Annotated in this window: 23 protein-coding genes; 9 read left to right on the top strand and 14 right to left on the bottom strand. The window is 65.1% G+C overall.

What is annotated here, in order from left to right:
- Positions 1–4: 4 nt before the first annotated feature.
- On the bottom strand, positions 5–1,294 hold the full coding sequence (locus LWC34_RS21330) for a hypothetical protein (protein ID WP_233726945.1): 1,290 nt from the start codon (positions 1,292–1,294) through the stop codon (positions 5–7).
- Positions 1,295–1,308: 14 nt separating this feature from the next.
- Entirely contained in the window at positions 1,309–1,689 is a 381-nt protein-coding gene (locus tag LWC34_RS21325; protein ID WP_233726944.1) for a WXG100 family type VII secretion target, read from the bottom strand.
- Positions 1,690–1,941: 252 nt separating this feature from the next.
- On the opposite strand from LWC34_RS21325, the gene LWC34_RS21320 reads away from it, so the two are divergent.
- A complete protein-coding gene (locus tag LWC34_RS21320; RefSeq protein ID WP_233726943.1) occupies positions 1,942–2,481 on the top strand; it encodes a type VII secretion system-associated protein in 540 nt (179 codons plus the stop codon).
- On the opposite strand, the gene LWC34_RS21315 is transcribed toward LWC34_RS21320, so the two are convergent.
- Entirely contained in the window at positions 2,478–4,631 is a 2,154-nt protein-coding gene (locus tag LWC34_RS21315; protein WP_372496561.1) for a putative bifunctional diguanylate cyclase/phosphodiesterase, read from the bottom strand. The two genes, LWC34_RS21320 and LWC34_RS21315, sit on opposite strands and share 4 nt — an antisense overlap.
- Positions 4,632–4,847: 216 nt before the next feature.
- On the opposite strand from LWC34_RS21315, the gene LWC34_RS21310 reads away from it, so the two are divergent.
- Positions 4,848–5,678 (top strand): lysozyme, encoded by an 831-nt coding sequence (locus LWC34_RS21310; protein WP_233726941.1) that lies wholly within the window; start codon positions 4,848–4,850, stop codon positions 5,676–5,678.
- On the opposite strand, the gene LWC34_RS57030 is transcribed toward LWC34_RS21310, so the two are convergent.
- Positions 5,675–6,544: a LysR family transcriptional regulator gene (locus tag LWC34_RS57030; RefSeq protein WP_284051634.1), complete on the bottom strand. Its 870-nt coding sequence runs from the start codon at positions 6,542–6,544 to the stop codon at positions 5,675–5,677. The two genes, LWC34_RS21310 and LWC34_RS57030, sit on opposite strands and share 4 nt — an antisense overlap.
- 101 nt (positions 6,545–6,645) lie before the next feature.
- Here LWC34_RS57030 and LWC34_RS21295 point away from each other — a divergent pair, with 101 nt between their 5' ends.
- Positions 6,646–7,506: an aldo/keto reductase gene (locus LWC34_RS21295; protein WP_233726940.1), complete on the top strand. Its 861-nt coding sequence runs from the start codon at positions 6,646–6,648 to the stop codon at positions 7,504–7,506.
- A 55-nt stretch (positions 7,507–7,561) separates the two neighbouring features.
- On the top strand, positions 7,562–8,716 hold the full coding sequence (locus LWC34_RS21290) for a hypothetical protein (RefSeq protein ID WP_233726939.1): 1,155 nt from the start codon (positions 7,562–7,564) through the stop codon (positions 8,714–8,716).
- Positions 8,717–8,772: 56 nt separating this feature from the next.
- Here the strand turns inward: LWC34_RS21290 and LWC34_RS21285 are convergent, their stop codons facing one another.
- Both LWC34_RS21285 and LWC34_RS21280 read right to left on the bottom strand, forming a co-directional pair.
- Positions 8,773–10,341, bottom strand: coding sequence for a GMC family oxidoreductase (locus tag LWC34_RS21285; protein ID WP_233726938.1), 1,569 nt, complete (start codon positions 10,339–10,341; stop codon positions 8,773–8,775).
- 17 nt (positions 10,342–10,358) lie between these two features.
- On the bottom strand, positions 10,359–11,324 hold the full coding sequence (locus LWC34_RS21280) for an NAD-dependent epimerase/dehydratase family protein (protein ID WP_233726937.1): 966 nt from the start codon (positions 11,322–11,324) through the stop codon (positions 10,359–10,361).
- A gap of 128 nt (positions 11,325–11,452) precedes the next feature.
- On the opposite strand from LWC34_RS21280, the gene purS reads away from it, so the two are divergent.
- Genes purS through purL form a run of 3 tightly spaced genes read left to right on the top strand, consistent with a single transcriptional unit; the run spans position 11,453 to position 14,624 of the window.
- Positions 11,453–11,692 carry a phosphoribosylformylglycinamidine synthase subunit PurS gene (gene purS, locus LWC34_RS21275; protein WP_233726936.1) on the top strand — a complete coding sequence of 80 codons (240 nt, stop codon included), beginning with the start codon at positions 11,453–11,455 and terminating at the stop codon, positions 11,690–11,692.
- Complete coding sequence (purQ, locus tag LWC34_RS21270) at positions 11,689–12,360, top strand: phosphoribosylformylglycinamidine synthase subunit PurQ (RefSeq protein ID WP_233726935.1); 672 nt, start codon at positions 11,689–11,691, stop codon at positions 12,358–12,360. Before purS ends, purQ begins: the two co-directional genes overlap by 4 nt.
- Positions 12,357–14,624 carry a phosphoribosylformylglycinamidine synthase subunit PurL gene (purL, locus tag LWC34_RS21265; RefSeq protein ID WP_233726934.1) on the top strand — a complete coding sequence of 756 codons (2,268 nt, stop codon included), beginning with the start codon at positions 12,357–12,359 and terminating at the stop codon, positions 14,622–14,624. The genes purQ and purL overlap by 4 nt, the downstream gene beginning before the upstream one ends.
- A 110-nt stretch (positions 14,625–14,734) precedes the next feature.
- Here purL and LWC34_RS21260 read toward each other — a convergent pair whose 3' ends face one another.
- The 6 genes from LWC34_RS21260 to LWC34_RS21235 form a co-directional block, all read right to left on the bottom strand.
- Entirely contained in the window at positions 14,735–16,072 is a 1,338-nt protein-coding gene (locus LWC34_RS21260) for a transposase (protein ID WP_372496514.1), read from the bottom strand.
- A gap of 186 nt (positions 16,073–16,258) precedes the next feature.
- Entirely contained in the window at positions 16,259–17,407 is a 1,149-nt protein-coding gene (locus LWC34_RS21255) for a Fic family protein (RefSeq protein WP_233726933.1), read from the bottom strand.
- A 166-nt stretch (positions 17,408–17,573) separates the two neighbouring features.
- The gene (locus LWC34_RS21250) at positions 17,574–18,269 is read right to left on the bottom strand and encodes a hypothetical protein (protein WP_233726932.1); all 696 of its coding nucleotides are present in this window, start codon (positions 18,267–18,269) and stop codon (positions 17,574–17,576) included.
- Complete coding sequence (locus tag LWC34_RS21245; protein WP_233726931.1) at positions 18,194–18,730, bottom strand: hypothetical protein; 537 nt, start codon at positions 18,728–18,730, stop codon at positions 18,194–18,196. The genes LWC34_RS21250 and LWC34_RS21245 overlap by 76 nt, the downstream gene beginning before the upstream one ends.
- 70 nt (positions 18,731–18,800) lie before the next feature.
- On the bottom strand, positions 18,801–20,288 hold the full coding sequence (locus LWC34_RS21240) for an aldehyde dehydrogenase family protein (protein ID WP_233726930.1): 1,488 nt from the start codon (positions 20,286–20,288) through the stop codon (positions 18,801–18,803).
- Positions 20,285–21,430: an MFS transporter gene (locus LWC34_RS21235; RefSeq protein WP_233726929.1), complete on the bottom strand. Its 1,146-nt coding sequence runs from the start codon at positions 21,428–21,430 to the stop codon at positions 20,285–20,287. The genes LWC34_RS21240 and LWC34_RS21235 overlap by 4 nt, the downstream gene beginning before the upstream one ends.
- A 67-nt stretch (positions 21,431–21,497) precedes the next feature.
- Here LWC34_RS21235 and LWC34_RS21230 point away from each other — a divergent pair, with 67 nt between their 5' ends.
- Together LWC34_RS21230 and LWC34_RS21225 are read left to right on the top strand one after the other, a co-directional pair.
- On the top strand, positions 21,498–22,457 hold the full coding sequence (locus tag LWC34_RS21230) for a DUF5937 family protein (RefSeq protein ID WP_233726928.1): 960 nt from the start codon (positions 21,498–21,500) through the stop codon (positions 22,455–22,457).
- Between the two features lie 12 nt (positions 22,458–22,469).
- Entirely contained in the window at positions 22,470–23,105 is a 636-nt protein-coding gene (locus tag LWC34_RS21225; protein ID WP_233726927.1) for an MBL fold metallo-hydrolase, read from the top strand.
- Here LWC34_RS21225 and LWC34_RS21220 read toward each other — a convergent pair.
- Both LWC34_RS21220 and LWC34_RS21215 read right to left on the bottom strand, forming a co-directional pair.
- Positions 23,027–23,761: a DUF2334 domain-containing protein gene (locus tag LWC34_RS21220; RefSeq protein ID WP_233726926.1), complete on the bottom strand. Its 735-nt coding sequence runs from the start codon at positions 23,759–23,761 to the stop codon at positions 23,027–23,029. The genes LWC34_RS21225 and LWC34_RS21220 overlap by 79 nt on opposite strands.
- Before the next feature lie 160 nt (positions 23,762–23,921).
- Positions 23,922–24,797 carry a phosphoribosylaminoimidazolesuccinocarboxamide synthase gene (locus LWC34_RS21215; RefSeq protein ID WP_233726925.1) on the bottom strand — a complete coding sequence of 292 codons (876 nt, stop codon included), beginning with the start codon at positions 24,795–24,797 and terminating at the stop codon, positions 23,922–23,924.
- Positions 24,798–24,837 lie beyond the last annotated feature (40 nt).

Genomic DNA, 24,837 nt, shown 5'->3' with positions numbered 1-24,837 from the left:
TCTATCACTGTTCCGGCTTCTCGCCGATCACGGATGGCGCGATCATGCGCTCGTCACCGAAGATGTCGTCGGCTTCCATCAGGTAGTCCGGCGTCTCGTGCTCGGTGTCCCCTTCGCCATCCGCGCGGCCGCCAGGAGCCGCACCGCCCGCGCCACCACGACCGCCCTGTGCCGCCGTGCCACCGGGGCCCGAGCGTGCAGCAGCTTCCTGGATGAACGGGTTACCGCCACGCTTGGCGCCGTCGTCGGCCATCGACGCGTTCTGCCCGAAACCGGCGTTCGGGTTGCCGATGCCACCACGGCCGCCACCCGCACCGCTCTGACCCGCACCACCGGGGATACCGGGACGCGGACCGCTGGTGCTGTTCGGACCACCCTGGCCAGGACCACCGGCAGGCAGGAACGGGCCTCCACCGAACTGGCCTTGGCTCGTGGGCTGGTACGGCGGCTGAATCGGCGCCTTCGGCGGCAATCCAGGCTGGTGGTTCTGCGGCGAGGTGTAGGCCGCGGGCGGCGTGAAGCTGTTCGGGTTCGTGTTCGTCGGCGGCGTGTACGACTGTGGCGTCACGTTCGGCGGCGGCGTGCTCGTCTGCCCACCGATCGGTGTGTGATGCGCCGAACTGGTCGAGGTCGCCTGGTTGTTGTGCACGCCAGTGGTGCTGTACATCCCGCTGGAGTTGACCCTGTCCTGGTTCATGCCAGGCGCGGGCGGCGGCGTCTCGACGACGAGCTTCGGCGGGTCTTCGAAACGGCCGAGGGTGTCGGCGTTCCAGTCGCTGCTCTTCTCGTACTTCTGCATCGCCTGCACGGCTTTGCGCGCGGCCTCGTCCTGAGCGCGCTCCTGCGACTCGTGGTCGGCGGCCTGCGCGGCCACGGCGGCGGCTGGACCGGCGTTGCCGGTCATCGCGGCACCGATCGCGCCCGCGATCGCCCAGCCGGACGGCGCCGGCGTGGTGACCTGCTTTGGCGGTGGGACCTCGTTGCGGGCGTCACCGACATAGGTGCCCTGCAGCTCGAAGGACTGGTACATCACGTTCGAGCCGGTCTGGGATTTGTTCGCCCATTCCTTGAGCGGGTTCATCCCGGCAATAGCCTGCTCGGCCGAGATGCCCTGCCAGTGCACATCCAGCGTGCCCAGTTTGGAGTGCAGCGTCTCGCTGATCTTGTTCAGACCGTCTTCGAGCATTTTCCAGAACTGGGACGGAGCGTCCGAGGCGTTCGGGCCCTGGCCCGCGTTGATCATGGCGTAAATCTGTGGATGGTCCAGGCCATTCCACCTGATGTCACTGGTCATTGCGTAATCCCCCCTCAGACGTCCTGGAAGCCCTGGCCACGCCACCGTTCGGAGTTGACCCCCTCGACCTCCATATAGCGGTCGTGAGCCTCCTTCAGCGCGTCACCGGAGTTCTGCAACTCGTTGGCGTACTTGGTAAGCGTGTTGATCGCGGCCATCCGGCCAGTCGTGCCGTCACCCGTGTCGAACCGCTGCGCGGTGGTCTTGCTCACCGGGTCACCGGCCCAGTTCGGCTGCGACAGCCGCTGCAGGTTGGCGACAAGGTCCCTGACTTCCCGTGCCGCTTCGTGGAATGCGAGGTAAGCACCTGGAATCGCGGTCGGGTTGATTCGTAGTCCGAATGTCGATCCCGATCCTGTCGGGCTGGGTGCCGACGACCCCCCACCATCAAACACGGCGCGTCTCCCTGATCTGCCAGTGCGTTCTCGATGACTTTAGCTCTGATGTATCTGGTCCGGGAGTGGTTCCCGCAACCTCGCAACTTCGTGCGGTTAATTTGTGACCGATGATCATGCGGTCACCTCGTGCGCGCTTTTCTGATCTCTCAGAATCCCCACCTGGTAGCGCCCCATGAAGGAGACGTTACCGGCAGGACGTTACCGAACCCCGCTCCGCTGTGTGATCGGAACCGAGCCTACGATCCACCAATGCCGCCGGACATCACGCCCGAGATGCGGGCGAGTGCGAAGAGTAACCCGAACACGTGGCTTTACGTGATCGATCCACTGTTCGAATCCCATGCGGACGTACCGCCGTGGGGCGTGGTCGGCGCCTATCCGGTCGACGCGGCAGGCGAGATCGAAGAGGACTTCCAGCCCAACGAGCGCTACCGCCCGTCACCACAGGCGTTGCGGATGCCCGCACCGTCCGGTCCGGTCGACGAGCTGCTGCAACTGGTCCGCACGGGTCACCGGGAAGCTGCCGAGTTGGCGCCGGTCCTGCGTGACGCGACTTTGCTGCTTTATGCGCGGTCCGCGCAGGAGTACGACGTGCTCGGCTTCCCTGACGCGGAAGGCCGGGTGTTCGTGCCGGTCTGCACCTCCGAGGAGCACGTTCCAGACACTTGGCCGGGCTGGCGACTGGTCACCGGACGGGACATCGCGCCATTGCTCGACGGTTTTCCTTTGCTGGTTAACCCGATTGGCCCAGTGAGCGCGATCGTTCCCGCCGAGCACCTTGTGGACTAGCTGTTGGCGCGGGCCGCGGTGAGCCAGCGTTCGATCTCCGATGGCGGGCCGGACTTGGCGTAGAGCCAGCCCTGTGCGCAATCCGCACCGATCCTTCGCAGCCGATCGGCCTGCTCGGTCGTTTCGACGCCTTCGGCCGTCACGGTCAGGCCGAGCAGGTGCGCCAGCGAGACCAGGGTCCGGACGATCTGGGTGTCGACAAGGCTGGCGTTGCCGGGGTCACGCAGGCCTTCGAGGAACGACCCGGCGATCTTGAGCGTGCGGACCGGAAGGACCCTGAGGTACGCCAGGTTCGAATAACCCGTGCCGAAGTCGTCGATCGCGATGGTCAAGCCAAGATCGACAAGGGTGCGCAGCATTTCGAGCGGTTCGCCGGTCGCGCCCATGATCGCGCTCTCAGTGAGCTCGAGTTGCACCCGGTGCGCCGGAAGTCCGGTGTCCGCGAGGATCTTGCGGATGTCGTCGACCAAACCGGGGTCACGGCATTGCCGGACGGCCAGGTTGACGCTGACATAAGGCGCCTCATCGCCGAACCGGTCCCACCATTCCTTGGCTTGGACGCACGCGGTCCGCAGCACCCAACGGCCAAGCGGAACGATCAGTCCGGTCTCCTCGGCAAGGCCGATGAAACGGTCGGGGCCGAGCTTGCCGAACTCCGGGTGACGCCAGCGCACCAGCGCCTCGACGCCGTGCAGCTCGCCGTCGGGCAGCCGGACGATCGGCTGGTAGTCCACATAGAACTCTTCGCGCTCCAGCGCGGCGGGCATCCGCGCCGACAACGTGAAGCGGGCGACCTCGTGTGCGTTGCGCTCGGGGTCGAAGCACGCGTATTGATCTTTGCCGTCGGATTTCGCCCAGTACAACGTGACATCCGCGTCCCGCATGGTGTCCGCTGGCGTTGTGCCTTCGCATGGGCGCTCGACGATGCCGATACTCGCCGACACGGTCAGGTCGTGGCCGCCGATCCGGACCGGTTCCCGCAATGCGGCCAGGATCTTCTCGGCCAGCAGGGTGAGCTCCTTGATGGACGCGCAATCCTGAACCAGGACAACGAATTCGTCGCCGCCCATCCGCGCGACCATCCGGTCGGGACCGTCCACGAGCACGCCGAGCCTGGTGCCGACCGCGACAAGCAACTGGTCGCCGACGTCGTGGCCGAGGCTGTCGTTGATCACCTTGAAGCCGTCGACATCCAGGTAGCACAGGCCGACGCGGGTTTCCTCACCCGCGGCGAAGACTTCGTTGAGGCGTTCCTGGAACAGCGCGCGGTTGGGCAGGCCGGTCAACGGATCGTGCGTGGCTTCGTGGCGAAGCCTGCGCTGCAAGGTATGCCGCTCGGTGATGTCCTCGATCATGCCGACGAGGTACTGCGGCCGGGCGGCTTCGTCGCGGACCACGGAGACTTTCACGTTGGTGCGCAACGTGACCCCGTCACGCCTGCGGAACCTGCGCTCGATCTGGTAGCCGTCGCGCTGACCGGCCATCGCCTCGTCGTACTCCTTGCGGAGTTCGACCGGCATGTCCTTTTCGAAGAACTCTTCGATGTTCATCGCGCGCAGCTCGGCCAGCGGCAGGCCGAGCAGTTCGGACATCGCCCGGTTGGCGTCGATGATATTGCCGCGCATGTCGCAAATGCCGATACCGACCGCCGCTTCGTGGAAGACCGCCTGGAATCGGGCCTCGCTCGCTCGCAACGCTGCGTGTGCGCCGCGGCGGGCGTCCATCACCGCGGAGCGGACCACATCCGATTCTTGATCTTCAAGAATGCGTTCACTTGTGGCCTCGTTGAATCCGGTCACGAGTGAAGCAAGGATTTTCGGCAGCCGTTCCATCGCCCGTTCGGCCGAACCGGCGAGCGCGGGCAGTCCATCGCCAATCACCCGAATGGACGCCGCAAGCGACTCGGTTTCGATGAAACGCATCCGGACGAGCTCGACGCCGATCCACTCGACGGTCTCCTGGACATAGGTGTCCGAGCAGGCCGCGTCGAGCAGAACTTTGCCGAACTCGGTCAGCCGCTCGACGATCTCTTCGGTCTCCAGAGCGACATAACTGGTGTTCCGGACGGCCGCAGCCCATCGTCGGGCGAATTGTTCACACCCGCCTGACCCCTCGGCCGCGGGCCAGCTCGGGCTCTCCACCGTCCACATCCTTCGCCCACTCGCAGGATCGATCCAACTGGCCGGCCGAGGGCAACCTTACCGGCTTTGAACAGGAACGTACTCAGCCCCGCAACTGTCAAGTTGGTGAAGCCTAGTGATTCTTTCACACCAAAGCGTGACAAATGGGTAGTTAGAGGCTCACAATCCTGACTCAGACGGCTACTTTCAGTTAGCCGTCTGCGAGGGCAAGGAAAGGGCATCCCCATGAAGATCCCTGCACTAACAAGGGGCCGCCGCCTGCTGACCGCAGTGGTGTCCGCCTTTGTTCTGCTGGCAAGCGCCTTACCTGCGGGCGCACGGCCAGAACCGATTGACCCGACCGATCGCTACATCGCCGAGAACGACCATCCGATGGGCTCGCAGATCGCCAAGCACGAAGGCAGCGAGCCGATGGTGCTCGTGCCACAGGACGTCGATGTCCAGGCCGTCGTGCACGGCATCGACGTCAGCGGCTGGCAGGGCAATGTGGACTGGGCGCACTGGTGGAACCAGGGCAAGCGGTTCGCGTACGTCAAGGCGACCGAGCGCAACAACTACCAGAACCCTTATTTCGCACAGCAGTACAACGGTTCCTACAACATCGGCATGATCCGCGGCTCGTATCACTTCGCGATCCCGAACGCGACGAGCGGCGCGGTTCAGGCGGACTACTTCGTCAACAACGGCGGAGGCTGGTCACGCGACGGCAAAACACTGCCAGGCGCGTTGGACATGGAGTACAACCCTTACGGCGCAACGTGTTACGACCTTTCCAAACCGGCGATGACCGCGTGGATCAAGAGCTTCAGCGACCGGTACCAGGCGCGTACCGGACGCTGGCCGGTGATCTACACGAGCACCAGCTGGTGGTCGCAGTGCGTTGACGGTGACTTCTCGTCCACGAACCCGTTGTGGGTGGCCAGGTACGCGTCAACGGTCGGCGCTCTGCCGTACAACTGGCGCGTCTGGACGTTCTGGCAGTACACGTCAACCCCGATCGACCAGAACTACTTCAACGGCGCCTACGACCGTTTGCAGGCTCTGGCAAACGGCTAATAAGACCCGCTCCGAGCTGCGGCGACCGCGTCGAGCAACGCGGTCGCCGCGGCGCTTGGCGTCTCGGCGGTGACCGCGACGGTCTCCCACGCGGGCACTTCCTCGGCAAGGCCGACGAACTGGGCCTTGTCGGTCTTGACCGAAAAGGACTGTGGCACCAGTGCGACGCCGAGCCCGAAGGTCACCAGGTCGAGCAGCGAATGCACGTCGTTGACCTCGAACGCGATCCGCCGGTCGCCGACCACCGAGTCGACCAGATCGCGCGAACCCCAGTCTGGTTGGAAATCCACAAACGGCTCGTCAATCAGGTCGGATAGTGACACTTCGGGCCGATTGGCCAGTGGATGCGCCAAACCACACGCAAGGACAAGGGGTTCGCTCGCCAAAGGGCGGATCAGCACATCCTCTGCCGGGCGCAATGGCTTTGCTACCAAGGCAATGTCCAACCGGCCCGTTTTCACCTGCTCAATCAGGTGCCGCGAACCTCCTTGCCGCAACTGGATCTCCACGCCAGGGTGCGCGGCGTGAAAACGGGCCAGCACGTGGGGAACGTTGACCACGTGCACACATTGCAGCGAACCTACGGCCAGATTGCCGCGGATCAATCCCTGCACGGCCGCGACCGCGTCGCGCGCGGCGTCCGTCGCGCTCAATGCCCGGCGCGCTTCGACCAGCAGGGCACGGCCCGCGGGCGTAAGTTCGACCTGCCGAGTACTTCTGATGAACAGTGACGCCCCCAGCTCGCGCTCCAGCGACCGGATTGCCGAGGACAACCCGGACTGCGCCACGTGCATCCGCTTTGCCGCGCGGGTGAAATGGCATTCCTCGGCGACCGCGACGAAGTACTCGAGCTGCCGAAGTTCCATGATTAATCACCCGCACTGCTGAATGGCATCAGTTTTTACTGTTGGACAGATTAATAATGCCACGCGAAGCTGGAAACACACAGCGAGCGAAAGGATCTTCCATGCGGACCCGTCGGATCGGCGAAACGCAGGTCAGCGCCATCGGTCTCGGGACAATGCCGATGTCGATCGCGGGCCGGCCGGACGAGCAGCGCTCGATCGCCACGATTCACGCGGCGCTGGACGCGGGCGTCACCTTCATCGACGGCGCGGACGCGTACAGCCTCAGCAATACGGACTTCGGGCACAACGAGACGCTGATCGCCAAGGCACTGGCGTCCTACGGCGGCGACACATCAGACGTGCTGGTCGCGACCAAGGGCGGCCACACCCGTAACCCCGACGGCACCTGGGGCCTCAACGGGACCGCGGCGTACATCAAGCAGGCATGTGAGGCGTCGCTGAAGCGGCTCGGCGTCGAGACGATCGCGCTCTACCAGTTCCACCGCCCGGACCCGCGGACACCGATCGCCGAGTCGTTCGGCGCCCTGCGTGACCTGCTGGACGAAGGCAAGATCCGGTACGCGGGCATCTCGAACTTCAACCCGGCCGAGATCAAGCAGGCGAACGAGATCCTCGGCGGCAGGCTGACCGTCGTGCAGAACCAGTTCTCCCCGGCATACCGGTCGAGCGAGCCTGAGCTGGATTTGTGCGACGAGCTGGGGATCGCCTTCCTGCCGTGGAGCCCGTTCGGCGGGATCAGCAAGGCTGGCGACCTTGGTTCGCGGTTCGCCGCGTTCGCCGAGATAGGTGCCGCGCGTGAGGTCAGCCCGCAGCGCGTGTGCCTGGCGTGGATGCTCGCCAAATCGCCGGTGGTGATCCCGATCCCGGGTGCGTCCCGTCCGGCCAGCATCCAGGATTCCGCTGCGGCCGTTGATCTTGTGCTGACTACTGAGGAAATCTCGGTGCTTGATAACTCTTGACCCACTGCTGCATCCGGCCCTATCCGTGGGGCCGGATGCACACCACACTGTGCGGATGAATTTGGCCCTGGTCATCGTTGGTGTGCTGCTCATGATCGGCAGTGGGGTGGTTTTCGCGCAGCAGGCCCGTGCCCTCACCGGCACGATCATCGGTGCCGTGGGCCTGCTGTTCACCATCTCGGGCTGGCTGATGCTCGACGGTGGCGTCTCCCTGAGCGACGCCCTGCGAACCGGCGGTCTCGCCGCGCTGGGTGTCGTGGGCCTGTACGCGCTGTGGTTGGCGGACCGCCGTCACAAGATCGACGAAGACCGCCAGGACATCGAGCGCCGAAGGCACGACCTGGAAACCCAGCGTCACACGATCGAGCAGACCCGCCAGCAGATGGAAACCCAGCGGATGCAGCACGACCGTGAGCGCTCGACGGACGAGCGGTTCGCCAGATCGATCGAGCTGCTCGGAAACGACGCCGACCAGGTCAGAGTCGGCGCGATGCATGCACTGGCCGGTCTGGCCAACAGCCGCCCGGAGTACACGCAGACCGTGCTTGACGTGCTGTGCGCGTACCTGCGGCGGCCTTTCGACCACGCGCACTACGCCCGGCTGCGCGGTGCCACCGAGGTCGAAGAGTCGGTGGAGGCCGACCGTGAACGCCAGGTTCGGTTGACCGCGCAGCGGCTGATCGGGGAGCTGCTCCCGGAGAGCGGCGACGGGCGCGCGCCCACGTACGACCTGGACCTGACCGGCGCGACCTTGGAGTACTTCGACATTTCGGAGCGTGTCGTCGGCCAGCTCACCGCCCGGTCCGTGAACCTGTACGAAGCCAACGCTTTCGGCAACATGGATGTCTACGGCGACGCGTGGTTCACCGCAGCGCACAGTTGGGGCAAGTTCATCGCTTCCGGCACGACCTTCCACAAGCGTGCCTGGTTCTCCAACTTCGAGGCTGACCAGTTGGTCGACCTGAAGCAGTCCAAGTTCGACGGTGTGGCCAAGCTGGCGCACGCGACATTCGACGGCAAGGTTGTGTTGCGCGGCAGCAAGTTCGCGCAGCCGATCGACCTCAACCACAGCGCCTTCAACGGCGGCCTCGACATGTCAGCCGCGGCGACCGCTTCTGCTGACACGAACGGCATGACGGTCTCGTTGGAGATGAAGAACGAACTGCCCCAAGGCTGGATCGTTGACGACACCGGCTCCGTGCACGCCTAAGTTCCTCGTGAGTGGTTATGCGTGTTCTAACGCTGATAACCACTCACGAGGGGTGATCAGTGGTTGTTCTTGATCAGGTCCGCGGCTTTCTCGCCGACCATGATCGTGGGGGCGTTGGTGTTTCCGCGTGGCACCATCGGCATCACGGACGCGTCCGCGACCCGCAATCCCTCGACACCGTTGACCTTCAGCGACGGGTCCACGACTGTGCCGATCGAGCACGTGCCGACCGGGTGATACAGCGTCTGGGACCACTCGCGGATGTGGTCGACCAATACCTCTTCAGTGAGGTCCGCGGTGTCCGGCAGGAACGGGCGGTCCAGGAAACGGGCGATCGCCGACCGCTCGCAGATTTCCTGCTGCATCCGGAGTCCGGCGACCATTACCTCGATGTCCGACGGGTCCGTGTAGTACGCCGGGTCGATCTCCGGGCGCCACTGTGGGTTGCTTGAGCGCAACCGCAAGCGGCCGCGGCTCTTCGGCGCCACGTTGACCGCTGCCGCGGTGAATCCGGGGGCGGTTGGTTCGCGCAATCCGTTGTCGTAGAACAAGGTTGGCGCCACGATGAACTGCACGTCCGGCGCTGGCAGGTCTTCGCTCGTCGGGATGAAGCCGCCTGCTTCCCCGATGTTCGACGCCATCGGACCGCGCCCGGTCAGCTGCCACTGGACCAGGCGGCGGGGGTTGGCGTAGTCGACGAGGTCCGTTGTTTTCTTTGTCGTGTAGATGATCGCGGCCGCTGGGTGGTCGTGCAGGTTCTCGCCCACTTCATTCAGGCCTACGACCACCTCGATTCCCATGTCCCGCAGGTGTTCGGCTGGTCCGATGCCGGACAGCATCAGCAGTTGCGGCGAGTTGATCGCGCCGCCGGACAACACGACTTCGCCGTCGACGTACGTGGTCTTCGTCGAGCCTTCGTGCAGGTATTCCATTCCGACGGCACGGCCGGATTCGATGATGACCCTCGTGGCGAGCGCGTTGGTCCGGACCGTCAGGTTGTCACGGACCATCGCTGGGCGCAGGTACGCGTCGGCTGTCGACCAGCGGCGGCCGTTGTGGCACGTCACCTGGTACAGGCCGGCGCCTTCCTGGTGAGCTCCGTTGAAGTCGTCGGTTGGCTTCAGGCCCCAGGCGACGGCCGCTTGCACCCAGGAGCTGGAAAGCTCGTGTGTGTAGCGACGGTCTTCGACGTACAACGGCCCGTCCGTGCCGTGCATTGGGCCGCTGAGGCGTGTGTTGCGCTCGGCGCGGACGAAGTACGGCAGTACGTCGTCGTAACCCCAGCCGGTGGCGCCGTGGGAGTCACGCCAGAAGTCATAGTCTGCGCGATTGCCTCGCATGTACATCATCGCGTTCATCGATGAACAGCCGCCGAGGGCTTTCATCCGTGGCCAGTAGGCGGTGCGGCCGCCCATGTGTTTTTGCTCGACGGTTTCGTAGTTCCAGTCCCATTTGGTCTTGAACAGGTTCGCGAACGCAGCCGGGATGTGGATTTCGTCGGCGTTGTCCTCGCCGCCCGCTTCGAGCAGCAGCACTCGGACGCCCGGATCTTCGGTCAGCCGGTCGGCGAGCACGCATCCCGCGCTACCGGCGCCTACCACGATGTAGTCGAAAGTCTCGCGCATTCTTGAGATCCTGCCATTCAGCGACGATTCAGAATCTCAGCTTCCTCCGTCGGGGTGAGTCCGGCACGACGAGAACGCGCCAATCCGAGTGCGCGTTCGTGCTCCAGCGCGTTCAGCGCGGCTTGTTCGAGCGTCTGGAACGTCAGACCGGCGTCGATCGCGGGCCGCACGTCCCAGTTCGCGCCGATGATGTCGCCCCCAGGCAACCACAACGGCAACGAACGCGGTCCAAACCACGGGTTGACCTCAAGGTCGAGCAGCCGCTGCTCGGCGACCGGGACGAGCTCGGCGTCGCCGCCGACGACCGCTTTCACCCGGGACAGCAGTTCGCCGAACGGGATCGGCAGTCCAGCCGCGTTGAACGTGCCGCCGATACGCTGCTCGGCGCCGTCGATGATCCACTCCGCCAGGTCTGCCACGTCGATGTGGAACGTCGGCTGGTCGAAAGCGTCCGGCACGACGGCCTGCCCGGTGCCGGACAGTCGCGCGGGCCAGTAGCCAAAGCGATCGGACAGGTCACCACGTCCGGTGATCAATCCCGCTCGGACGATGAACGCGCTCTCACCGAACACGTCCCTGGCCGCGTTCTCGCTGGCCACCTTGATGGCGCCGTAGTTCTCCATGTCCCCGGCGGTGCCTTGACCGAGCACCGGCTCGAAGACCGGGTCACTGACTGCGCCGGTCCGGAACTCCGAGTAGACGCTGATCGACGAGACGAACGTCCAGTGGTCGGTCTTGACCTGCTCGACGGCCCTGCGGACATGCGGGTAGGAGATCTTCGCCACGTCCACAACGGCGTCGAACCGCTCGCCGCGCACTGGCGCGAGGCCGTCCGGGTCGTCCCGGTCGAGCTTGATCAACTGAGCGGGCGCGTCGTTCGTGCTACCCCTTGCCGCGCAGGTCACGTCATGCCCTCGGCGCACCGCCTCGGCCGCGATCGCGTGGCCGAGAAACACCGTCCCACCCAGTACGAGAAGTCGCATGTCACGATCCTCGCTGTGACCGAGCTCGCTTGGCGAGCGTGCTCGCGCAGAGCGAACGCCCAGGTCAGGTACTCTTCTCCCGTCCACCGTGACCCGCTGTGATGGCTTTGATAATGGGAGCAACGACCGTGGCTCGTGTCGTCGTCGACGTAATGCCCAAGCCGGAGATTCTCGACCCACAGGGACAGGCGGTGGCCAAAGCACTGCCGCGTCTCGGATTCGAAGGCGTCATCGAGGTGCGCCAAGGCAAGCGGTTCGAGCTGGAGGTGGACGACTCGGTCGACGACGAGACGCTCACCAAGATCGCCGCTGACCTCCTTGCCAACACCGTGATCGAGGACTTCACGGTACGGAGGCTCGACGCATGAAGATCGGCGTCATCACGTTCCCTGGCACCCTTGATGACCAGGACGCGGCCCGCGCGGCGAAGTACGCGGGCGGCGAGGCCGTTTCGCTGTGGCACGCCGACGCGGATCTGCGTGGCGTCGACGCGGTGATCGTGCCCGGCGGCTTCTCGTACGGCGATTACCTGCGGTGTGGCGCGATTGCCCGGTTCGCCCCGGTGATGGGCCCGGTGATCGAAGCCGCCGCGAAGGGCATGCCGATTCTGGGAATCTGCAACGGTTTCCAGATCCTGTGCGAGGCCGGACTGCTGCCCGGCGCGCTGGTGCGTAACCACGAACTGCACTTCGTCTGCCGGGACCAGTGGCTGAAGGTGGAGAACAACTCCACCGCGTGGACCACGCGCTACGACAAGGGCGCGGAGATCCTGATCCCGTTGAAGTCCGGCGAAGGCGGGTACGTCGCCGAGCAGAACACGTTGGCGGAACTCGAAGGCGAGGGCCGCGTGGTGTTCCGGTACGTCGGCGACAACCCGAACGGGTCGCTGAACAACATCGCCGGCATCACCGACGCGCGTGGCCGGGTGGTCGGCCTGATGCCGCACCCTGAGCACGCCATCGACGCACTGACCGGACCGTCCGACGACGGCCTGGGCATGTTCTTTTCCGCCATCGACGCACTGGTGAAGGCATGACTACCGACTCTGTCAAGCACGCGGAAGCCACCCCCGACACCGCCCAGCCCTACAAGGAACTGGGCCTGAAGGACGACGAGTACCAGCGGATCCGCGAGATCCTCGGCCGCCGGCCGACGGACGCCGAACTGGCGATGTACTCGGTGATGTGGAGCGAACACTGCTCCTACAAGTCGTCCAAAGTGCACCTTGCCTACTTCGGCAAGACGACCACCGAGCAGATGCGCTCGAAGATGCTCGCCGGGATCGGCGAGAACGCCGGCGTCGTCGACATCGGCGACGGCTGGGCGGTCACCTTCAAGGTGGAAAGCCACAACCACCCGTCCTATGTGGAGCCTTACCAGGGCGCGGCGACCGGTGTCGGCGGCATCGTCCGCGACATCATGGCGATGGGTGCGCGCCCGCTTGCCGTGATGGACTCGCTGCGGTTCGGCCCGGCCGACGCTCCGGACACACGCCGGGTACTGCCGGGCGTGGTGGCCGGTGTCGGTGGTTACGGCAACTGCCTCGGCCTGCCGAACATCGGCGGCGAGGTGGTCTTCGACTCGACCTACCTGGGCAACCCGCTGGTCAACGCCCTGTGCGTGGGCGCGATGCGGGTCGAGGACCTGCACCTGGCGCACGCGTCGGGAACGGGCAACAAGATCATCCTGTTCGGCGCGCGGACGGGTCTCGACGGCATCGGCGGCGTGTCGGTGCTGGCGTCGGACACGTTCTCCGGCGACGAAACCACGGCAGGCCGCAAGAAGCTGCCGTCGGTGCAGGTCGGCGACCCGTTCACGGAGAAGGTGCTGATCGAGTGCTGCCTCGAGCTGTTCCGCGAGGGAATCGTGGTCGGCATCCAGGACCTCGGCGGCGCGGGACTGTCGTGCGCGACCTCTGAGCTGGCCAGCGCCGGCGACGGCGGCATGCACGTGAACCTGGACAGGGTTCCGTTGCGCGCCAAGGGAATGACCCCGGCGGAGATTCTCTCCAGCGAATCGCAGGAGCGGATGTGCGCGGTCGTGAAACCGTCCGATGTGGACGCGTTCATGAAGGTCTGCGCGAAGTGGGACGTGACCGCGACGGAAATCGGCGAGGTCACGGACACCGGCCGCTTGGTGATCACCTGGCACGACGAGGTCGTGGTGGACGTCCCGCCGCGTACGGTCGCTCACGAAGGCCCGGTGTACAACCGGCCCGTCCAGCGTCCGGTCGAGCAGGACTCACTGCAGCAGCCGATTGAGTTGCCGCGTCCGTCCACTTCGGACCTGCGGGACTTGGTCCTGCGGATGGTCGGCTCGCACAACCTGTCGTCCCGTGGTTGGGTGACGGACCAGTACGACCGCTATGTCCGCGGCGGCACAGTGCTTGCGCAGCCGTCGGACTCCGGAATGATCCGGATCGACGAGGAATCCGGCCGCGGTGTCTCGCTGTCCGTTGACTGCAACGGCCGTTACTGCAAGCTGGACCCGTATGCGGGCGCCCAGTTGGCTTTGGCCGAGGCGTACCGGAACGTCGCGGTGAGTGGCGCGACCCCGGTCGCGGTGACGAACTGCCTGAACTTCGGCTCGCCCGAAGACCCTGGCGTGATGTGGCAGTTCGAACAGGCCGTTCGGGGCTTGGCGGACGGCTGCGTCACGTTGGGTATCCCCGTCACCGGCGGAAACGTCAGCTTCTACAACCAGACCGGGACGACCGCGATCCTGCCGACCCCGGTTGTCGGTGTGCTCGGCGTGATCGACGATGTCCGCCGACGTATCCCGACAGGCATCGGCGCCGAGGCTGGCGAAACGTTGCTGCTGCTGGGGAACACGGCCGATGAGTTGGGCGGTTCCGAGTGGGCTCACGTCGTGCACGGGTCGTTGAGCGGTTTGCCGCCGCGCGTTGACCTCCAGCACGAGATGCTGCTCGCGGACATCCTCCGGGCCGGATCGCGCGATGGCATGATCTCCGCGGCGCACGACCTGTCCGAGGGCGGTCTTGCTCAGGCGATCGTCGAGGCGTGCTTGATCGGGCAGACCGGCGCCCGGATTTTCCTCGACCCCGAGCAGGATCCGTTCGTTCAGCTGTTCTCGGAGTCGACCGGTCGCGTGATCGTCGCCGTACCCCGGACAGAGGAGCTGCGGTTCACCGACATGCTTTCGGCGCGGTCCATGCCGTGGCGCAAGCTTGGCGTCGTCGACCCGGAGTCCCAGGGCCTGGAGATCCAGGATGTCGCCACGTTCTCGCTTGACGAGTTGAGCAACGCCTGGCAGGGCACCCTGCCCGCGCTGTTCCACTAGGACCTTTCGTGAGTGTTTTGGCCGGTTCTAACCGGCCTGGTGTTTTAACGTTGTGAGGGCATGGTGGGCAGGGCCGTCGCGGAGCGGCGGCCCTGCTTTCGTTGCTGGGTTTAGGTTTTTGTCACTGGACGGACGATGCGATGCCGCGTCGCGGGGATGGATGTACGCCCTGTCGGGCGGCCCGGACCGGGCCGTGAAGGTTTTCGCGGTTTCGCCGGAGATCCCAGGCGCGGATGAAGCCCACGAAACCCGCGTTTGACCCGTAGCGGGCTGAGCGGTCCCCGGCGTCGTTCCCAGGACAGTCGCTGATCGGCGATGAGCCCACGCGCCAGGACCAGGTGAACATAAGCCACAGCCACCAGCCAACTCCACCGCTCGGCTTGCTCGGGGCCACGCACTCGAGGGCGGGTCCAAGCCAGGTATTGCTTGAGGAACCGGAAGAGGTGCTCGATGCCGTAACGGCGCAGATACGCCCGCCACACCCGGTCAAGATCGAACGAGCCCTCAGGCCCGGTCCAGAACAACCACATCGGCGGGTACGCCGGGTCGGCCGAACACACCCAGACCACACTGCCCCGGGTCACCGGGCGGGAGTACCCGGGCCGGTAGCCAGGTTCCCGCAGTGCCGCCGATTCCGAGGCACGCGGGTGCATCCCATGCCACACCGACACACTCACCGCGGCCCGCCCAGGCTCGGCGGGCACCGCGAGGTATTCGTCCGGGTCACGCCAGCTACGGCGATCGGACAGTTTCATCTTTGGCCCGTGCACTCGCGGCCGCCCGATCGTGCCTGGTTCCCGCGGCGGCGGATCGGCCATCACCACCGCGTCCTTACGCAACCGGACCACGATCTGCACCCGCTCGCCGGTCAACCGGCCACCCAGATACACCGGGCTGTAGTCCCCGTCAGCACACACAATCGGAACCAGACCACCACCATCATCACCACCGTCCGGGTCCCGGTCGGCAGCCACCTGCTTCAGCAACGCCTCGATCTGCCCGACAGCAACCACATTGTGGTTCTCACCCACCGCGATACGCGCCACCGCCACCGGCGACGCCCACGACGAACCGCTCGTCCCGGTCGCGGCCAGCCACTGAAACCACCAGCCCGGAGTCACCACCCCGCTGCCACCGCCAACATCCTTGCCCGCGTCGTAGTTCAACGTCCGGTCCGGGCTGGTCGGCGCATCCGGACGCGGCCACTGCGAACAATCCAACGCGAACACCAGCCCCGAGGACCGATCCACCACACCCGCCAACACACCCGCCAACACCGCGGCGTCGATCCGGCCCCGATCCAACGCGGCATACACACTGCCATGCCCACGCCGCAACACCGGCTCCAAGCTTAGATACGGCAACGACTCCAACCGGCCCGGATGACACAACAACGCGTCCACCATCTCGAACAACACATCCGGCCACCTCGTGAACGACTCATACACCGCCCGGCGGAACCGCCGCAGCCGCCGGAGTTGGCCTACAAGGGATCCATCAGGCACACTGCCAGACACGGCCACCGCTTTCGTGATCAAAGTTCTGTGGAACGAACCAAGATCATCGAGCGGTGGCCGCCTCCATGTCAAAGATCAACCACCCGGAACGTTAAAACACCAGACCGGCCAAAACACTCACGAGGTCAGCAGTGCCGCCATGCTGCCGTAGGGGTCGCTGATGCTTGGCAGCTCCTCGTGGATGGCACGGCGGACGTTGCGTAGTCGTTCCGTCGCCTCGTAAGTGCGTCCGCGGTTTTCCCCTGTGGCAATGAGAAGCCGCGCGTCGACCAGATCTTGAAGATCCCTGCTGGCGGTTCGCTCTTCGACATCCGCCAGCTTCACGTAGCTCGAGCGCCGCAGCCTTCGCCCCATTGACGCGTCGAACATCGCAGGCACGGCACGCTCGGGCACCCCTGATTCCTCGGCCAGCCGGTCAAGCTCCGCCCACAGCAGCGATGCCTCCCGCAGCCGTGCGACGACAGTCTGGGCCTGCATGTGATGGGCTCGCAGGCTGAACCTCAGCCATAGGGTCGCGTCGTTGCCAGGCTGCCAAGATCCCTGGCCGACCCGGGCAAGTACCTCGTAGTAATCGGGAGTATTGCGCCCGAGAAACTCCTCGATGCTGCTGAACTGCGGTGCGATCACCGAGTCCCTGGCCAGTACCAAGGTTTGCAGGCAGCGTGCCATCCGTCCGCTGCCATCCCGGAACGGATGGATCATGACGAGATTGAGATGGGCCATCGCGGCACGGACAAAGCAAGACGGATCACCACGGTCGCCCGCGATCGAGTCGACCAGGTCCTGCATCAGGTCTGGCACCAGCTCGAAGTCCGGTCCCTCGTACACAACACGATCACGCGCCTCGTCGATGACGTACACCGTTTTCTGGCGGTACCGGCCCGGACTCTTGGCCAGGTCATGCGCGAGCATCATGTAGTGCAGGCTTCGCAACAGTGATTGATCCAGCCTGAAGTGCGGGTCATCGGCCAGCTGCAGCACGTAGCTCATCGCCGATCGGTAACCCTGGATCTCGGCCCAGGTGGCCTGATCCGCGGTCATCGGCTCTTCTTCCTCGACCGCGGCGACAGCGTCCTCATCGGACACGTCGTACCCTTCGATGCTGTTGCTTCCCTGGATCGCTTTGGCCAGCAGGTTGCGCCTCAGTTGACCGGTCCATCGCTTCGGCTCACTCAGCGCGAACCGCATCTCAGACCGGAACTGGTCGATCTCGCTGAGCACCGCACGGTCGGTCTCGTCGAGATCCGGCGACTGGAACACGGTCATTCACCCCTTCATCTGTCCCGTAATAATAGGACAGATGACCGATTGTTTGAGACAAGGTGACACGATCGTGTACATGCCTTTCGAGCTGGGATTTCCACTCGAATACCAGCGGGATCGTTGGTTAATTGACTCTAATCAGTTAGTTATTAACACGTAGAATGCTACGTCACGACTGGCCACGTGCGTTGTTGATGGCCGCGGTGAGTTGTAGCCAGGTCGGATCAGCATCCGTCGTGTCCGTGACGGTTGCGCGGTCGCCTGGGGTCCAGCTTTGGGTCCCGTCGGTGAGGTCGAGGGTTTCCCACGGATCACCGTCCTTGACGACCTCGACCGTGGAGTCCAGAAAGGCCTGCACCAACGCTGGGTCAAGTTGAGCCCTTGCGAAGGCGGTAGCGAGCGCGAGTTCGCCAGCGGCTGTGGCGACAACAAGGTTGCCTGCCCCTGTCGCGCACAGCGCGGTCACCCGAGATCCCGCGAGTAGGTTGTGCTCGACGGCCTGCTGGCTGTCGATGTCTACTTCGACGAGTGTTCCGTCGGGGGTTCCGACCCACAGCTTTCCCGGCGCTCCGAACGCTATGTTGTGCCGAGACCAAGATTCCTTGTGCTCAAGCCACTCGTCCGGGTACGGGTAGCCGGGGCTGGGTTCGCCGAGGATCATCGCGACGACCCTGTGCAGCGACGGGAATTCGAAGATCTCCAGTGAGTTCTCGTATGCGTTGCCTCGAATCGCCAGATAGCGGCCGTCTGGGCTGAAAATCGGAGCCGCATAGCCGTCGGCGTCCAGGATCAGTGCGCGGCGAAGCATTGTCTGGTCAGGTTTGGCGAAGACGCACAGGGTCGCGCCTTGGTCGCTGCACAACATGGCCACCAACCCACCGGCCGGGTGTACGGCGGCTCCGGTGTCCCATCTTGGGCCTGTGCCAACGGTTTCGGTAGCGAGGTCGAGAACATCTGAGCTCTCCCACCTGGCGTACTCGTCGCCCGATGTCGACGGCGATGCCCATAACCGCTCACCGTCCGGGCTGAACGCCAGATGCAGGTAGGTGGCGGTGAGCGGGACTCCAGCACGCAGTTCTCGATCGTCACGAGAGCCAACGGGCGTTCCGGATGCCAGGCCACGGCGGGTTTACGCAAAACGCGATCCTGGCCGTAGTCATCGTCGGCGTAGACAACCGAGTCCGCACCGATGATTCCCAGTAGGCGCAGGTCCGTGCAGTCCCAGACGTGCACTGCCGGACGTTCCGCGGCCAAACCCGCGACCAAAGGAAGCCGTGGATGGCAGACCAATTGCGTGACGGATCCGGCGAGCGCGACGACGTTCACCGGGAAAACCCTAGCTCAGAGCTCGTGAGTGGTTAGCCGGGTTAGAACACGGCTAACCACTCACGAGGGTTTACCTGCGTTTGCCGTGCAGCAAGGTCATCAGTTTGGCCACAGTCGCATCCACTTTCTCCGTACGGGCGAAGGTGGTCACGGTCAGTGGGGTGCTGAAGCGTTGGCGGGTGATGGATTTGGCGCGGGTGAATTCCTTCAGGCCGTCCGCGCCGTGGATTCGGCCGAAGCCCGAGTCGCCGACACCGCCGAACGGCAGGGAAGGCACGCCAGCGAAGGCAATCACGGCGTTCACGGCGGTCATGCCGGAGCGCAGGCGACGGGCCAGCTCCATGCCGCGGCGTTTGGCGAAGACCGTTGAGCCCAGGCCGTAGCGGGAGTCGTTGGCTTTCACCAGAGCTTCGTCCATGTCTTTGACTTTGGCGATGGTCAGGGTTGGGCCGAAGGTTTCGTCGCGGACGGCTACCGAGTCTTCTGGGACGTCCACGAGCACTGTTGGCTGCACGTATCGGTCGCCGACCGCGTCCACTCCGCCGACTAGGGCCTTTCCGCCGCGTTCGATCGCGTCGGCGATGTGCTTACGGATGATCTCCAGCTGGGCGGGCATGGTGATCGGGCCGATCTTGGCGTCGGCGTCCGAACCTGCGCGCACGCCGCGAGCCTTTTCCACAGTCGCGGCGACGAAGGCGTCGTAGATCTTCTCGTGGACGTAAACCCGTTCCACGCCAACGCATGTCTGGCCCGCGTTGGACATTCCGCCCCAGACCGCCGCGTCCGCTGCCGCGTCGATGTCGGCGTCTTCGTCGACCAGCAACGCGTCCTTGCCGCCTGCTTCGATCAGCACTGGCGTCAGGGTTTCCGCGCAGGCCGCCATGATTTTTCGGCCGGTTGCCGCTGAGCCCGTGAAGCCGATCTTGTCGACGCCTGCGCGGCACAGTGCCGCACCCGTCGCGCCGTAGCCGGTGATCAACTGGAAGACGGGGTGCTCGGGTACTGCTTCGGCAAAGCTGTCGACCAGCCACTTGCCTACACCGGGGGTGTATTCGCTTGGCTTGAAGACCACCGCGTTCCCCGCCGCCAGTGCGTAGACGATCGAGCCCATCGGCGTGAACAGCGGGTAGTTCCACGGTCCGATCACGCCGATCACGCCAAGCGGCTGGTACTCCACCGACGCTGATTGGTTCGCCATCAGCAGTCCAGCCGGGCGGCGCTTGGGGCCGAGCACCTTCTTGGCGTTCTTGGCCACCCAGTTGGTGTGGTCGATCGCCAGTACGACTTCGATCATCGCGTCCGGGTGTGGCTTGCCGGTCTCCTGGTGGATCACGTCGGCGAGCTGCTGACCGCGGCGCGTGATGATGCCCTTCCAGCGCTGCAAGCGCTCCGCGCGACCGGCGAACCCGAGCGACTGCCACCAGGCGGACGCGTTGCGCGCCCTCGCGACAGCGTCGGCGACATCCTTCTCGGTATGCACCGGGTATGTCCCGACGACCTCGTCGGTGGCCGGATTCAGCGAGTCGAACGTCTCGACTTTGTGCTCCACGGTCGTCATGAGCGCGCCTCCTGGTTGGCTACTGCCGAGGTTACTCGACGGTAAAGCGCGCCGCGATGGGCACTGATCACACCGAATGCCGCGATCAGCGCGACAGCCGAACCAACCAAGGGCGCCCCGATCACCGGCAAAAGAGCCACGCACAGTGACCCAAGCGCGAATCCGCCCGCCTGCGCCGTGAAAACCAGGCTGAAGCCCTCAGCCTTGCGCGACTCCGGCAATGTGAGCTGCACATGCATCGAGATCGTCGTGTTCAGCGGCCCAGTACAGACACCGACAGTCACCAATCCAGCGATCAGCAGCGGCCACGAGTTGCCGAACGCGACCAGCACGCCGCCAACAGCCATCACCACCAGAAAGAACGCGGTCCGGACACTCCGGTCCACCGTGATGGCGGGTCCGCCCCACGCGTACAGCCCGGCGCCAGCCATGCTCGCCGCGATCAACACGACCATGAACACCACCGCGAACTCTGGACCACCGCCGAGCCGCTGCGCGAACGGCAGCGAAGAAACCTCGATCGTGCTGATCAGAACCCCGAAGCCGAACGAACTCATCAGCCAGATCATGATCGACCCAAGCTTCGGCCGTTCGCCACGAGCACGCGGCGCGGCAGCGACCGTCGGCACGAACAGCACCGCGAGCAAATACGCCCCAGCCATCCCCAGCACCGGCGCGACAACCCCAAGCGGGGTAAGCAAAGCAACGACCAGCGGCCCGCTGACCACCACGATCTCGATGACCACAGCATCGATCGCAACGGCCCGTTCCAAGAAACCAGGAGCGACGGACTTCGGCAGCAGCGCACGAATCCCGCCGGACAACCCACCCGCAGCAAACCCAGTCAGGACAACAAGAACGATCGTCAGCACCGGCGAAGAAGCGACCAACGTCAAGCCACACAACCAGAAAGCCGAAACCACAAGCAGCACACGCAAACCGCGCGCCACCCCAAAGAGGTCGAGCAGTCGGCCGACAGGTCCGGCCACCAGGATCTCGGCGGTGATGAACACCGCCATCATCACGCCACCGAGCCGATACGAGCCGGTCATCTGAGTCGCCAGCAAAGCGAAAGCCAACGGCGCCATCATCGCGGGCAGGCGCAGGAACTGGGCGGTGACGGACCAGCGCAGGTAACTCACGCGGGCCACGCTGCAGGCAGCGGGCATCCCGGCGATACTGATTCGGCTATTTCCGAAAGGACGACCGGTGATCGAGATCCAGCTCGGCGAGGTCGGCGCCCAGCGGGTGCGGCTGGCGATCTCCCCGCTCGAAGAGGTGCTCAACGCGATCCGGCTGCTCACCAGGCCGGGCCGGGCACCAGCGCACGCCCGCTGGGCAGTCGCCAACCGGGCCACGCTGACCGGCCTTGACGTGCCCGAACTCGTCACGCTGGTCACCGGCGACCGGTACTTCCCCGATTTCCTCAGTCCGCCGCCTGCCGACCGCTGGACCACGGTCGAAGATCAACTCGAAGCCGTCACGCACACGCCGGACGAGCAGGTCAGCCTCGAAGTGACGATGTCAGCGGCCGGACGGGACAGTCTGGAAGACCTGCTGGTCGACCCGGCCAAGACCCGCGACCTGCTGACCGACCAGATGAGCAGGTGCTGGGACACGCTGATCAAGCCGATCTGGCCGCGGCTGAAGGATTTGCTGGACACCGACGTGCACTACCGGTCGCGCCAGTTCGGCTCCGGCGGGATCGCGAAGGTGCTGACCGGCCTGCATCCCGGAGTCGTCATCGACGGCAACCGGTTCCTGATGCCGACGTACAACAGCGCCCGGCTCGACTTGGACGACCGTGGCCTGCTGCTCGTGCCGAGCTCGTTCGCGGCGGGAATTGGCGTGATGATGACACCGCCGTGGCAGCCGTCGGTGGTGTATCCGGCTCGTGGCGTGGCAACTCTGTGGGAGGACGTACCCGCTTCGACAGGCGATCCGCTCGCCGCAGTCGTTGGCCGCACGAAGGCTCGTGTGCTGCGTGAACTGGGCGATCCCGCGAGCACGACAACGCTTGCACTGCGGTTGGGTGTCGTGCCTAGCACGATCTCCGAGCACGTCAAAGCACTGGCTGCGGCCGGTCTGCTGAGCGCACGGCGGTCCGGGCGTAGTGTCCATTACAGGCGCAGTGCGCTTGGCGACGAAGTGGTGGCCAGCGCGACCTGAGAGGAACCGCGGATGCAATTCGTCCATTTCGGACATTCGTGTGTGCTTGCCGAGACCGCCTCCGAGCGGCTGCTGTTCGATCCCGGCACGTTCTCAACGGGGTTCGAGGAGGTCCGTCACCTCGACGCGATCCTGATCACCCACCAGCACCCCGACCATCTGGACGTGCCACGGCTGGCCGAGCTGATGGAAGCCAACCCCAAGGCACAGCTGATCGTGGACTCCGCGTCCGCGCAGGACGTGGTCAAAGCCGGGCTGACCGCGCGGACGGTGAAACCGGGTGAGCGCTTCAAGATCGGCACAACGCAGGTGAACGCGGTCGGCGGCAACCACGCGATCATCCATCCCGAGATCCCGGTGCCGCCCAACGTCGGATACGTGCTGGCCGACGGCGCCTTCTACCACCCAGGCGATTCGTTCTTCCGGCCCGAGCAAAGCATTGACGTGCTCGGCATGCCCACTTCGGCGCCGTGGCAGAAACTCAGCGAGGCCGTGGACTTCCTGCGGATCATGAAGGCACGCGTGGCGATCCCGATCCACGAGGCCATCGTCGCCGTGCCGCAGATGTACTACAGCAGGTTCGCTGAGCTGGGCCCCAAGGAGACCGAGGTCCGCGTGCTGACCGCGGGCGAGGCCACGGCGGTCTGATACGTCGACGGCTCGGCGCCGTGATGGGTGGCGATGTCGATCGCGTCGAGAACCGCCCTGCGCGGCCCGGGCTTGGCCAAGTCCGCGGCGTCAACGGAAAGCCGGACAAGGCCACCGCGCCGGGCGGCCCTGGCAACGCTGAGCACCAAGGCGAAGCAGGACCACGTCTCCACGCGCTCGCTCGCCGACAAGGCATGCACACGTCCCTTGTGGACGGTGTCGGCGCGTAGGTCGTAGATCTTGCTCTGGTCCGCGCAGAGCGTGAAGTCATTACGCCGCAGGGCAGTCAGCGTTCCCGGCGAAACCGCCCACTGCGGCGGGGCGAAGCTGTCCACTTCCAGGTCGAGCCTGCCCATCAGCCTGCGGGCCGCAGTGATCCGCAGACCGGCTTCGTGCGCGGGCAACGAGCCGAACTCGGCACGGCGGCGTGGGGCGTCGGTCAGGTCGAAGCCGTGCAGCAGCAGCGCGTCACCTCGGGCGCGCCGCTGCCGCACCCAGTCCACAACCACTGAGTGCTGACCTGCCCCTGCCAGCCGCGGCGCGAACAACAGCGAGAGCGAGACCCCCCGAAGGTCCAGCTCTCCAGCCAGTTCGGCGCAGAGGTGCAGGGTCCGGATCCCGATGCCGGACAAGGAGACCACCAGACGCGCGGACACACCACTATGACGCCACACAACAATGGCGAGCGCTCGACGAGTTGGTAACGACTCGGCACTAATGCGGTGAAATCACGTCAGGGTGACTGAAGGCCTGGATATGTCGGACCCCTGCGGTAACGTTAAATCAAGGGTTCCCCTGGTGGCGGGATTTGTCGGATCAGGGCCAGTCCGAAAAGGACTTTCCTGACACGATCTCGTAGGCCTCGATGTAGCGCGACCGGGTCGCCTCGACCACGTGCTCGGGCAGCTCCGGCGGTGCCTCACCGGAGTGCCGGTCCCAGCCCGACTCGGCCGAGGTCAGCCAGTTGCGCACGATCTGCTTGTCGAACGAGGGCTGCACCTTGCCCTCCTGGTAGACGTCCACCGCCCAGAACCGGGACGAATCCGGCGTCAGCACCTCGTCACCGAGAACGATCTCGCCGGACTCGTCGAGCCCGAACTCGAACTTGGTGTCCGCCAGGATCATCCCGCGCGTCAACGCGTGCTCCGCGGCCTTCGAATACGTCGCCACAGTCAAATCCCGCAACTGCACGGCCAGCGAGTCGCCGACGGTCGCGCGGACCGCGTCGAAGTCGATGGCCTCGTCATGCTGGCCGACCTCGGCCTTGGTCGTGGGTGTGAAGATCGCCTCAGGCAGCTTGGACGCCTCGACCAGCCCGGCAGGCAGCGGCACGCCGCAAACGCCGCCGGTCTTCGAGTAGTCGATCAGGCCGGAGCCGGTGAGGTAGCCACGGGCCACGCATTCGACCGGCAGCATCTTGAGTTTGCGCACGAGCAGCGCCCGGCCGCGTACTTCCTCGGGGATGCGTGGGTCGTCCCATGCCACGAGGTGGTTCGGCACGTCGAGCAGGTCGAACCAGAACACGCTCATCGCCGTGAGAACGCGCGCCTTGTCCGGGATCGTCGTCGGCAGCACGTAGTCGTACGCGGAGATCTTGTCCGAGGCCACCAGCAGCAGGTGGTCGTCGTCCACTGCGTACAGCTCGCGAATCTTCCCGGCTGCTACCTGCGGATACTCAGTCAGCGAAGGCACTGCCACAGCTTAATTGCGTAGCGCGGGTCACACGCGGGAA

The sequence above is a fragment of the Kibdelosporangium philippinense genome (assembly GCF_021390435.2).
Classification (GTDB): domain Bacteria; phylum Actinomycetota; class Actinomycetes; order Mycobacteriales; family Pseudonocardiaceae; genus Kibdelosporangium; species Kibdelosporangium philippinense.
The sequence above is the reverse complement of the archived record's forward strand: the minus strand, read 5'-3'. Positions and strand labels throughout refer to the sequence as shown.

Bases quoted from the DNA above. Each gene is read 5' to 3' on its own strand.
- LWC34_RS21330 (WP_233726945.1), bottom strand. From the start codon at position 1,294: ATGACCAGTGACATCAGGTGGAATGGCCTGGACCATCCACAGATTTAC.
- purL (WP_233726934.1), top strand. From the start codon at position 12,357: ATGACTACCGACTCTGTCAAGCACGCGGAAGCCACCCCCGACACCGCC.
- LWC34_RS21295 (WP_233726940.1), top strand. From the start codon at position 6,646: ATGCGGACCCGTCGGATCGGCGAAACGCAGGTCAGCGCCATCGGTCTC.
- LWC34_RS21315 (WP_372496561.1), bottom strand. From the start codon at position 4,631: ATGTGGACGGTGGAGAGCCCGAGCTGGCCCGCGGCCGAGGGGTCAGGC.
- LWC34_RS21280 (WP_233726937.1), bottom strand. From the start codon at position 11,324: ATGCGACTTCTCGTACTGGGTGGGACGGTGTTTCTCGGCCACGCGATC.
- LWC34_RS21250 (WP_233726932.1), bottom strand. From the start codon at position 18,269: ATGTTGTGCAGCGACCAAGGCGCGACCCTGTGCGTCTTCGCCAAACCT.
- LWC34_RS21320 (WP_233726943.1), top strand. From the start codon at position 1,942: ATGCCGCCGGACATCACGCCCGAGATGCGGGCGAGTGCGAAGAGTAAC.
- LWC34_RS21290 (WP_233726939.1), top strand. From the start codon at position 7,562: ATGAATTTGGCCCTGGTCATCGTTGGTGTGCTGCTCATGATCGGCAGT.
- LWC34_RS21285 (WP_233726938.1), bottom strand. From the start codon at position 10,341: ATGCGCGAGACTTTCGACTACATCGTGGTAGGCGCCGGTAGCGCGGGA.
- LWC34_RS21255 (WP_233726933.1), bottom strand. From the start codon at position 17,407: ATGACCGTGTTCCAGTCGCCGGATCTCGACGAGACCGACCGTGCGGTG.
- LWC34_RS57030 (WP_284051634.1), bottom strand. From the start codon at position 6,544: ATGGAACTTCGGCAGCTCGAGTACTTCGTCGCGGTCGCCGAGGAATGC.
- LWC34_RS21225 (WP_233726927.1), top strand. From the start codon at position 22,470: ATGCAATTCGTCCATTTCGGACATTCGTGTGTGCTTGCCGAGACCGCC.
- purQ (WP_233726935.1), top strand. From the start codon at position 11,689: ATGAAGATCGGCGTCATCACGTTCCCTGGCACCCTTGATGACCAGGAC.
- LWC34_RS21310 (WP_233726941.1), top strand. From the start codon at position 4,848: ATGAAGATCCCTGCACTAACAAGGGGCCGCCGCCTGCTGACCGCAGTG.
- LWC34_RS21240 (WP_233726930.1), bottom strand. From the start codon at position 20,288: ATGACGACCGTGGAGCACAAAGTCGAGACGTTCGACTCGCTGAATCCG.